The sequence below is a fragment of the Kitasatospora sp. NPDC059571 genome (assembly GCF_042735675.1).
In the GTDB taxonomy this organism is placed as follows: domain Bacteria; phylum Actinomycetota; class Actinomycetes; order Streptomycetales; family Streptomycetaceae; genus Kitasatospora.
This window is the reverse complement of sequence record NZ_JBHWBW010000369.1, coordinates 1-8,006: the sequence shown is the minus strand read 5'-3', so window position 1 is coordinate 8,006 and position 8,006 is coordinate 1. Positions and strand designations below refer to the sequence as shown.

General features: G+C 76.6%; 8 protein-coding genes and 1 pseudogene. 6 read left to right on the top strand and 3 right to left on the bottom strand.

From position 1 onward, the window contains the following. From ACFV0G_RS29835 to ACFV0G_RS29825, 3 genes and pseudogenes are all read right to left on the bottom strand, one after another. Positions 1–1,187: pseudogene (locus ACFV0G_RS29835) on the bottom strand (hypothetical protein); the annotation flags it as partial. A 25-nt stretch (positions 1,188–1,212) separates the two neighbouring features. Continuing rightward, a complete protein-coding gene (locus ACFV0G_RS29830) occupies positions 1,213–2,085 on the bottom strand; it encodes a hypothetical protein (protein ID WP_380554785.1) in 873 nt (290 codons plus the stop codon). Positions 2,086–2,335: 250 nt separating this feature from the next. Next, the gene (locus ACFV0G_RS29825; RefSeq protein ID WP_380554783.1) at positions 2,336–3,865 is read right to left on the bottom strand and encodes a hypothetical protein; all 1,530 of its coding nucleotides are present in this window, start codon (positions 3,863–3,865) and stop codon (positions 2,336–2,338) included. A 152-nt stretch (positions 3,866–4,017) separates the two neighbouring features. Between ACFV0G_RS29825 and ACFV0G_RS29820 the strand changes: the two genes are divergently transcribed. The 6 genes from ACFV0G_RS29820 to ACFV0G_RS29795 all read left to right on the top strand — a co-directional run. Continuing rightward, positions 4,018–4,575 (top strand): hypothetical protein, encoded by a 558-nt coding sequence (locus ACFV0G_RS29820; protein WP_380554781.1) that lies wholly within the window; start codon positions 4,018–4,020, stop codon positions 4,573–4,575. Further along, entirely contained in the window at positions 4,572–5,315 is a 744-nt protein-coding gene (locus ACFV0G_RS29815; protein WP_380554779.1) for a ferritin-like domain-containing protein, read from the top strand. Before ACFV0G_RS29820 ends, ACFV0G_RS29815 begins: the two co-directional genes overlap by 4 nt. After that, positions 5,312–5,665, top strand: coding sequence for a hypothetical protein (locus tag ACFV0G_RS29810; RefSeq protein WP_380554777.1), 354 nt, complete (start codon positions 5,312–5,314; stop codon positions 5,663–5,665). The genes ACFV0G_RS29815 and ACFV0G_RS29810 overlap by 4 nt, the downstream gene beginning before the upstream one ends. A gap of 201 nt (positions 5,666–5,866) precedes the next feature. Further along, the gene (locus ACFV0G_RS29805) at positions 5,867–6,643 is read left to right on the top strand and encodes a LamB/YcsF family protein (protein WP_380554775.1); all 777 of its coding nucleotides are present in this window, start codon (positions 5,867–5,869) and stop codon (positions 6,641–6,643) included. 62 nt (positions 6,644–6,705) lie between these two features. Beyond that, entirely contained in the window at positions 6,706–7,353 is a 648-nt protein-coding gene (pxpB, locus tag ACFV0G_RS29800) for a 5-oxoprolinase subunit PxpB (protein ID WP_380554773.1), read from the top strand. Then, positions 7,346–8,006 (top strand): biotin-dependent carboxyltransferase family protein (locus ACFV0G_RS29795; protein ID WP_380554771.1); only part of this gene is annotated, 661 nt, incomplete at its 3' end. The genes pxpB and ACFV0G_RS29795, both read left to right, overlap by 8 nt.

Sequence of the window (8,006 nt, the reverse complement as noted above, 5' to 3'; positions counted from 1 at the left end):
GTGCGGGCCTCGGTGAGCTCGCGGCGCAGCGCGGCGGCCTCGGCGGTCGCCGCGGCGAGGCCCAGGGTGGCGTGCCGGTGAGTGAGTTCGGCGGTGATCAGGGAGTGCCGGGTGCGGTCGGCCTCGGCGGCGGTGACGGCCCCCGCGGCGGCGGCCACCTCGATGGCGAGGTCCTGGGCGCGGTCGCGCTCGGCGCCGGAGCGGGCGGCGAGGGCGTGGGCGAGGCGGCGGGTGCGGCGCTCGGCGGCGCGGTGGGTCTCGCGGACGCTCTCGCGGGCGGCGGTGGCGTCCACGATGCGCTGCAGGAGGTCGAGCGAGCCGGCGGTGAAGTCGCGTTCGGCGGTGAGTTCGGCGCGGCGGCCGAGCTTGGCGGCGAAGCCGTGGACGAGGTCGGCGAGGCCGTCGGTGTCCCGGGTGTCGGTGACGGCGCGCAGCAGCAGGTCGGTGAAGTCGGCGTCGTGCTTGACCGCGAAGAGGCCGGCCGCCTCGCCCTCGTCGGCGTTCATCTCGCGCTGGTAGCGGAAGAGTTCGGGGTCGAGGCCGAGGTCGCCGAGGTGCTCGTTCCACCGGTCGTGGATCTCCTCGAAGGTGAGGTCGAGGTACGGGTAGGCCTTGCCGGCCTCGGTCAGGGCGTCCCGGAAGCCCTTCATGGTGCGGCGGCGGCCGCGGGCCTTGCGGTCGCCGGCGAGGCCGATCCGCTCGGCGACCGGCAGCGAGTCCAGGGTGAGGCCGGGGCCGGGGCGGAAGGAGTACCAGAGCTCGGCGAACTTCCGCGGGTCGGAGGAGACCTGGCGGCCGCGCCACTCGCTGACCTTGCCGACGACGATCAGCTCGCCGGTCACGGTGTGCTGCCACTCCAGGGCGACGTGGCCGCAGTCGTCGGCGAGCAGGAACTTGCGCAGCACGCCGGAGCTGGCGCCGCCGAGGGTGTTGCGGTGGCCGGGCAGCATGACCGAGAAGATCAGCTTGAGCAGGACGGACTTGCCGCCGCCGTTCTCCAGGAAGAGCACGCCGGCCGGGGCCGGGCGGCGCCGCGGGCCCTCCGGCTCCTCGCCGAACAGGCCGATCTGCTGCGGGGCCGGCTCGGCCACCGGCTCGCCGACGCCGCGCAGGTCGAGCACCGTGTCGGCGTAGCGGGCGCCGGCCGGCCCGATCGAGTACAGGCGGACCCGGTTGAGCTCGTACATGGGGTGCGGTTTCTCCTGGCGCTGATCAGAGTGCGTGGAACGGCAGGCCGGCGTCGGCGACCAGCTCGTCGGAGTGGTCGGCGGGCAGCAGGGTGGCCGTGCCGTCGGTGACCGGGACGACGCCGAGCTCCAGCAGCTCGGCCATCGCCGCGGAGCCGGCCAGGTCGCGGACCTGGAGCTGGTAGCGGGCGGTGGTGCGGTAGGTGCCGCCGGCGTCGTCGGAGGTCTTCTGCAGGAAGCCGGAGTCGACCAGGAACAGCACGGCCTTGGAGACGATGCCGGTGGTCGAGCCGGCGAGGCGGCGGGCGTCCTTGGTGGCGCCGGTGGCGGAGCGGCGGGCCCACACCCGCCAGGCGGCCTCCAGGCCGGGGGCGTCGCTGGCGGGGTCGGTGACGGCGCCGTCCGCCTCGGCGCGCTCCTCCAGCCGGCGGCAGGCCTGCCGGACGAAGGCGTCCACGCCGTTGACGGTGACCCGGCCGAGGTAGCCGTCGTCGGCGAGGTCCTCGGGGCGGGGGAAGGCCAGCGCGGCGACCGCGAGGTGGGCGAGGCCGTGCAGGAAGCGGTCGGTGGACTCGGAGGCGGCGCGGCGCGAGTAGTCGCCCATCCGGACGGCGAAGACCGAGTCCTCGGCGGCGGCGACCGCCATGCCGGCCCGCGGGGACACCTCCAGGACGACCAGGCCCATGCCGGTGGCGACGGCGTCGGCCAGCCGGGAGAACGGCGGGTCCTCGCGGTAGCGGCGGACCAGCTCGGCGTACTCCGCGTCGCGGGCCGGGAGGAGCTTGGCCTGCAGGCCGAAGGAGACCAGGCGCGCGGCGTCGGCGACGTCGGCGGGGCTGATCGGCGCAGGGGCGCCCTCCGGCTCGGGGGTCCAGACCGCTTCGTGGTGGATCGTCACGGACGGGGCTCCTTGCGAGAGACGTGGGCCACTGGGGGCGCGGGGAACTGCGCGGTCCGAGCGCGGTGCACGGGGTGGGCAGGGACGACCGCTGATGGGGCAGGTACAGCACGGCTGTCCTCCGGACCGCGCAGTGCCCCGCGCCCCTTCGGGGCGGCCGTACCCGTTCGGTCGGCCGCGTCCGGATTGCGCGGTTCTCCCCCGGCCCGGTGGCCGGGAGGTGCCCCCGCGCGTCCCTCACGGCTTGCCATCAGCCGGCCTCCTTGCGGGCGGCGGCCATGCCGGCGGCGTCGAGGAGGGCGCTGCCGACGATGAGGTCGGCGCCGCCGAACTCGGGGTCGTCCAGGCGGGCGCCGTCGTCGACGGCGAACAGCAGGCGCTCCTCGCCCTGGCGGTAGGCGGTGCCGACCGGCGGGCTGGCGGCGTGCACCGCGAGCAGGGCGACCAGGTACGGGAGGTCCGGATCCTGGCGGCGGGCGTCGGCGAGCAGGCCGGAGAGCCGCCGCGGGGCGTCGGCGGGCAGGTCGAGCAGCTCCAGGGCGGCGTCCAGCTGGGCCTCGCTGAAGCGGCTGTCGTCGGGGGTGGCGACGAGGTCCGGCTCGGGGAGCTCGGCGCCGAGGTGCTCGCGCTCCACCGGCGGGGTGAGCAGCAGGTCGACGAGGTCGGCGACGCGGACGGAGACCGGGGTGCGCAGGCCGGTGCCGCGGGCGAAGAACGCGTCGGTGGGCCGGACGGCCTGCTCGACGGGCAGCTCCAGCAGCGGGGCGAGCAGGTGGCCGTACAGGTCGATGCCGCTGCGGGCGCCGGGGGCGGCGAAGGCCTGGCGGTCCTGTTCGGCGCGGAAGAGCGGGCCGGCCTCCAGCAGGCGGGTCTGGAGCTGGGTGTGGCGGCGGATGCAGTCCTTGACGATGTCGACGAGCTCGGCGGCGCGGCGCTTGTGCTCGGGGTCGGTGGACTCGTCGCGGGCCTTGCGGATGTTGGTGAGGATGGCGTTCTCGTGCCGGTACCGGTCGGCGATGTGGTCGAGCGCCTCGTCGATCAGGTCGGGGACGGTCTCCATCCAGTCGACGGCGCGGACGTTGCGCCGGGTGGCCTCCAGGGCGCGGCGCAGCGTCTCGGCGTACTGGACGGTGCGGTAGCGGGCCTGCTCGGCGGCGAGCTGGGCGTCGGCGAGGCGGCCGCGGCGGATCAGCACCTCGAGCTTGACCTCGGCGGCGATCTGGGCGGAGGTGACGTCGGTGTCGAGGGCGCCGACGAGGACGTTGACGGCCTCGTCGGTGGTGCGCAGGTAGACGCCGCCGTCCGGCCCGGGCACCTCCTCGATCAGCTTGAAGTCGTAGTCGCGGCGGACGTACCCGCCGTCGGCGCCGAAGGTGCCGTAGACGGCGCGGAAGCCGCGGTCGACGCTGCCGACGTTGATCAGCGACTCGAGCACCCAGCGGCCGACCCGCTCGTGCTCGGCGGTGCTGCGGGCCGGGTTCTGCGCGGCGATCCGCGGGTGGAGGCGGCCCAGCACTATGTCGCGGTCGGCGCCGGTGTCGAAGTCCATGTTGAGCGTGACCAGGTCGATCACCGCGAGGCCGACCTCGGCCATGGTGTACGACCCGTACTCGCCGGCCAGGTTGACCTTGCGCGCGTCGAGGTCGTGCAGCGGTGCCGTGCAGGCGAGCGCCTTGAGCCGGCGGGCCAGGCCCTCGTCGGCGGCCGGGCCGGGTGCGGGCCGGGCGGCTGCGGCGGGCGGCCGGAGCTCCGCGGCGGGCTGGTCTGCGATGGCGGTCACGGTGGACAAGGTTAGAGGTTCGCACCGACAACAACCGAAACGAGCCTGGTTGCCCCGGTTCCGGCGGCCCCGGGGCGCCATTCGGCCCAGATGTTGAACATGTTCAGTTTGCTACTTGAACGCGTTCAATTCCGAGGTCTAGAGTGCGGGCCATGACCAAGGACACCGATCCGGCGGCGGGCCGGGCCGCCTCGCTGCGGCGCATCCGCACCTGGCTGTGGATCTTCATCGTCTGCCTCGTGCTGAGCGGCCTGACCGCCTTCCCGCTGCAGACCGAGACCCGCTGGCTCGCCTCCGCCGTCGACGGCAGCGGACTCGGCGGGCACTGGCCGGGCCTGGCCCACTGGACGGTGCGGGTGCGCGACGGCCTGGCCGAGACCGGCGGCCGCTACCCCTTTCTGGCCTACGGCACCGACTGGCTGGCCTTCGCCCACCTGGTGATCGCCGCCGCGTTCTGGGGGCCGCTGCGCGACCCGGTGCGCAACGTCTGGGTCATCCGCTGGGCCCTGCTGGCCTGCGCCGGGATCCTCCCGCTGGCGCTGATCTGCGGCCCGCTGCGCGGCATCCCGCTGTACTGGCGATTCGTCGACATGTCGTTCGGAGTCATCGGCGCCGTTCCGCTGCTGATCGTGCTGCGGGCGATCCGCCGCCTCGAGTGGGCCCGGGCCGTCGCCGTGCCGAACGGCTTCACCCCGGCGGCCGCCCGGTGACCGCCGGCACGGCCACCGGTGCACCGGCCGGCCTCGACCGCCTGGACTTCCCGCGCTGGGTGGCGCACTTCACCGCCGAGGCGGCCTGGCGCGCGGAGCTCGGCGACCCCGACTGGTCGCGCGGCGCCTGCGCCTCCGCGGCCCTGCTGCGCAGTCTGCAGAAGTTCCAGGTCGGCGAGGACGGCGACGGGGCCGGACTGATCGGCAAGGCGGACGCGGCGGGCGACGCCGACTACGCCGCCGCCGTCCGGCTCTTCGTCGCCGAGGAGCGCAACCACGCCCGGCTGCTCGCCGAGCTGCTCCGGGCCACCGGGACACCGCTGCTCGGCTCGCACTGGAGCGACGCGCTCTTCGTCCGCTTCCGGCGGCTGCTCGGCCTGCGGCTGGAGCTGATGGTGCCGCTGGTCGCCGAGGTGGTCGCGGTGCCGTACTACCGGGCCGTCCGGGACGGCGCGGCGGACGGCCTGGTCGCGGAGGTCGCCGGCCGGATCGCGGCGGACGAGCGGCGGCACATCCCCTTCCACTGCCTGCGGCTGCGCACCTCGATCGGGCAGCTGCCGGCCGCGCTGCACTCCCCCGCCGTCGCCTGCTGGCGGCTGCTGGCGCTGGCCGCGGCCGTCTTCGTGGCGGTGGACCACGGCCCGGCGCTGCGGGTCCTGGGCATCGGCCGCACGCGCTTCGTCGCGGGGTCGGCGGCGGTCGCAGCCGAGGCCGCCCGGGCGCTGCGGCCGGCGCGATGACGGCGCACCCGGGGCGTGCGGCCCGGACCGACACCTGGCCCACCGGGCGGGCGCTCGGCGTGCTCGCCGCCGGAACGGCGACCCAGGTCGCGCTGTACCCGCTCTGGTCCGCCCTGCCCGGACCGGCCGGCGCGTTCGCGTCCTCGCCGGTCGGGGTCCTGATGTGGTGGCTGTCGCTCTGGCTCGGTCCGATGGCCGACTTCGCGGTCACCCGGCGGTGGATCCGCGCCGGCGGCCCGCTCGGGCCGCTCCGCGTCACGCTGTGGACCCTCCGGGCCGTCGCCGTGGGCACGGTGGCGTGGATCGCCGCCGCGGTGGTGCTGCTCGTCCTCGCGATGGTCGCGCTCTGACCCGGAGGGGCCCCGCGCACCGCCGGCCGCCACCCCAACTGCCTTGCCCCGCAGACACGTCCGGCATCGTACGGCGGTACCGGATGCAAACGGGTGACGGCCGTTCGGCACAACCTGGCCCCCGCCCGACCGCCCCGGCACGGGAGCAAACGATCAGGCCCTACGATCACCCCCAGGAGCTGCTGGAAGGCGGGGCTACGCGTGGCCGACGCGGTGATCGATCTCAATGCGGACCTCGGCGAGGGGTTCGGACGCTGGACACTGACCGACGACGAGGCGCTGCTGTCCGTCGTCACCAGCGCCAACGTCGCCTGCGGGTTCCACGCCGGCGATCCCTCCACCATGCGGCGGGTCTGCGCACTGGCGGCGGAGCGCGGGGTGCGGATCGGTGCCCAGGTCTCCTACCGGGACCTGGCCGGCTTCGGGCGCCGCGCGATGGACGTGCCGCCGGAGGAGCTGGCGGACGAGATCGCCTACCAGATCGGCGCGTTGCAGGTGTTCGCGCGGGCCGCGGGCTCCCGGGTGTCGTACGTGAAGCCGCACGGGGCGCTGTACAACCGGGTGGTGGCCGACGACGAGCAGGCGGAGGCGGTGGTCTCCGGGGTGCTGCGGGCCGGCGCGGTCTGCGACGGGCCGCTGCCGGTGCTGGGCCTGCCCGGGTCGAAGTTGCTCGCGGTCGCCGAGGGGGTCGGCCTGCCGGTGGTCGCCGAGGCCTTCGCCGACCGCGCGTACACCCGGGCCGGCACGCTGGTGCCCCGGCTCGAGGCGGGCGCCGTGGTGCACGACCCGGAGGCGGTGATCACCCGTGCGGTGGGCATCGCCCGGGACGGCACGGTGACCGCGATCAGCACGGAACCGGTCACCGTCCGGGCCCGTTCCCTCTGTGTGCACGGCGACACCCCGGGCGCCGCCCAGCTGGCCTGGCGGGTCCGCGGGGCGCTCGCCTCGGCCGGTGTGCGGGTGGAGGCCTTCAGCTGAGCCCGGCCGGGCACGACGGTGCGACGGGCGCGACGACGGGGGAGGCGGTGGCCGTGGGCGGGATGACGGTGCGTCCGGTGGGCGAGGACGCCCTGCTGGTCGAGGTGGCGACGGCCGAAGAGGTGGCCTCGCTCTACGCCCTCCTGACGGAGCGCCGGGCCGGCCTGCCCGCCGTGACGGAGATCGTGCCCGCCGCCCGGACGGTCCTGCTGGACGGCGTCGCCGACCGGGCCGCGCTCGCCCGCGAGCTCGCCGGCTGGCGGCTGCCCGCGCGTCCGCCCGCCGAGGGCCCGCTGATCGAGGTGCCGACCGTCTACGACGGGGCCGACCTCGCCGAGGTCGCCGGGCTCTGGGGCGTCTCCCCGGAGGCAGCCGTCCGGATCCACACCGGCGCCGAGTACCGGGTCGCCTTCTGCGGCTTCGCCCCCGGCTTCGGCTATCTGACCGGGCTGCCCGAGCAGTACGCGGTGCCGCGCCGCGCCACCCCGCGCAGCAGCGTGCCGGCCGGCTCGGTCGCCCTGGCCGGGACGTACACCGGGGTCTACCCGCGCTCCTCCCCCGGCGGCTGGCAGCTCCTGGGGCGCACCGCCCTGCCGCTGTGGGACGCCGGGCGCGAGCCGGCCGCGCTGCTCGCGCCCGGCGTGCGCGTGCGCTTCACCGCGGCGGGGCCGGGCGCCGGAGTGCCGCAGGAGGTGACCGGGCGTGGCTGAGCTGCTGGTGGTGCGGCCCGGACCGCTGACGACCGTGCAGGACCTCGGACGGCGCGGGGTCGCGCACCTGGGGGTGCCGCGCGCCGGTGCGCTGGACGAGCCCGCGCTGCGCGCGGCCAACCGCCTGGTCGGCAACCCGCCCGGCACCGCGGCGCTGGAGACCACGCTCGGCGGCGTCGCGGTACGGGCGCTGGCACCCGTGCTGGCGGCGGTCACCGGCGCTCCGGCCGGCGTCCGGGTGGACGGCCGGCCGGCCGCGTGGGGCGCGGCGGTGGCAGTGCCGGCCGGCGCCGTGCTGGAGGTCGGGCCGGCCAGCCACGGGGTGCGCAGCTACCTGGCGGTGGCCGGCGGCATCGCCGTGCCCGGGGTGCTCGGCAGCAGATCCACGGACCTGCTCTCCGGACTGGGCCCGGCGCCGCTGGCCGCGGGCGACCGGCTGCCGGTCGGCGGTGCCCCGGTGGGCCCGGGCGCCGCGCTGGTGCCGCTGCCCGCTCCGCCCGCGGAGCTGGTGCTGCGGCTGCTGCCCGGCCCGCACGCGGACTGGTGGGCCGCCCCGGGGGGGCGGGCCCCCGGGCGGCCCCCGGGGGGCCCCGCCGCCCCCCCCCGGGGCCCGGGGCCCCCGGGGCCCCCCGCCGGCGCGCCCCCCCCCGGGG